This is a genomic window from Streptomyces sp. NPDC006544, from assembly GCF_040611715.1.
GTDB lineage: Bacteria > Actinomycetota > Actinomycetes > Streptomycetales > Streptomycetaceae > Streptomyces.
The window spans coordinates 1-1948 of record NZ_JBEXOV010000211.1; the positions used below are offsets into that span (position 1 = coordinate 1).

Here is a 1948-nt window from a genome sequence, read left to right on the forward strand (position 1 = left end):
GGTGCCCGACCGCGGTCCTCGCCGGCCCGGGCCCCCCCTCCCCGCGGCCGCCCCGTTCCGTGTGCCCCCGCCCCGCCTCGCCGGCGCCGGGGGCGGCCGCGGCGGCCCCGGCCACGGGCGCGGCCGCCGACGGCTCGGCCGCCCCTTCGGCGAGCCCCTCCGGGACCACGGCCGCGAACCGGCCCCCGGCGGGCCGCGTGGTGGTCGTCGACCCGGGCCACAACACCGGAAACTTCAAGCACACCACCGAGATCGGCCGCCAGGTGGACATCGGCACCAACCTCAAGGAGTGCGACACCACCGGCACGACCACCAACGCCGGTTACATGGAAGCCTCGTTCAGCATGGACGTCTCCCGGCGCCTGCGCACCCTCCTGGAGGCCAAGGGCCTCAAGGTGGTCCTCACCCACGAGGCGGGCCCGGAGCGCCCCTTCGGCCCGTGCATCGACGAGCGCGCCCGGATCGGCAACGAGGCCCGTGCCGATGCCGTCGTCTCCGTCCACGCGGACGGCGTCTCGGCGGGCAGCCGCGGCTACCACGTGATCCTCCCGGCCAAGGTCAAGGGCGGCGGCGCCGACACCGCGCCGATCACGGAGTCCTCCCGGCAGCTCGGCGAGCGGATCGCCGGGAACTTCGCCCGGACCACCGGCTCCGCCCCCGCCAACTACCTCGGCGGTGGTACCGGATTGGTCACGCGGGACGATCTGGGCGGACTGAACCTCTCGACCCGGCCTAAGGTGTTCATCGAATGCGGCAACATGCGTGATGCCAAGGATGCGGCGCTGCTGTCGAGTCCGGAATGGCGGCAGAAGGCGGCGCAGGGCATCGCGGACGGCATCGTGGGCTTCCTCGGCGGGTAGTCCCCTCGGGACGGCCCGCCGCCCCGATCCCTCCGGTCGCGGTAGACGTCCGTACCATGGTGCCGCCCGCCACTCCGTCATGGCGTGCGACCACGGCACCACGAGACGACGAGACCGAGAAGGACACCTAAGACGTGAACATCCGCTCCCTCACTCGAGGCGACGGCGTGGTGATCGGAGCAGCGGTACTGCTGTTCATCGCCTCGTTCCTCGATTTCTACTCCAGCCCCCGCCTCGACATGCCGAGCGCGTGGGACACCGACTTCAGCGGGCTCGCCCTGCCCACGGTGTTCCTGGTCGGCTTCCTCGCCGCCGGTCTGCTGCTTTCCGCCCGCTTCCAGCCGGAGTCCCGCAAGGTCGCGGGCCTGCCCCTGCAGGCCTGGGGCACCGTGCTGGCCGTCTCCGCCCTCTGGGCCTCGCTGTGGGTGCTGATCACCTGCCCGAGCCAGCTCGACCTGGGCGCGGGTTCCGTCCTCTCCTTCCTCGCCACCCTGGCGCTGGCGGGCGTGACCCTGTTCGGCGCGAAGGTTCCCGCGCTCGCGGGACAGCTGGTCGCCGACCCGAAGCCCGCCGCGGCCGTCCCGCCGTACGGCGGCCAGCCGCAGCCGGGCGCCGGGTACGGGTACCCGGGCTACGGCAACACCCCGCAGCCCGTCCCGCCCTACGGAGGCGCCCCGGAGCCGGCAGCGACCCCGGCCCCCGCCGCCCCCCAGGACAACGGGGCCGCGCAGACCCCGCCGGCCGACTTCACCCCGTTCTGGTTCGCCGTCCCGGTGGCCCGTCCGCTCTACGCGGAGGACGGCAGCCACACCCCGATCGCGGAACTCGCGCCGGGCACCTGGTACCTGGCCGTGGAGCAGCACGGTGCGGCCACCCTGGTCGCCCAGACCCAGGACGGACGCCGCGGCGTCCTGAACGACACCTCGGGCATCCAGCGCGGCTGACCCGCCCGCCCGCACGGGGCGAAGCAGGTCACAGCGGCCCCCCGCCCTTGGCGGTTTCTAGGGATCGTTGCAACACCTGGTTGGTTTGATCAGGCGGCAAGTAGTTTATGCAGGCGCTCGGCTGGGGTCTCCCAGCCGAGCGTT

The 1948-nt window shown here is 73.3% G+C and carries 2 protein-coding genes; both read left to right on the top strand.

The annotated features are described in order from the left end of the window. Positions 1-860 (top strand): N-acetylmuramoyl-L-alanine amidase (locus tag ABZY44_RS37585; protein WP_356662029.1); only part of this gene is annotated, 860 nt, incomplete at its 5' end. Between the two features lie 134 nt (positions 861-994). After that, complete coding sequence (locus ABZY44_RS37590) at positions 995-1804, top strand: hypothetical protein (RefSeq protein ID WP_356662031.1); 810 nt, start codon at positions 995-997, stop codon at positions 1802-1804. Positions 1805-1948: the final 144 nt, after the last annotated feature.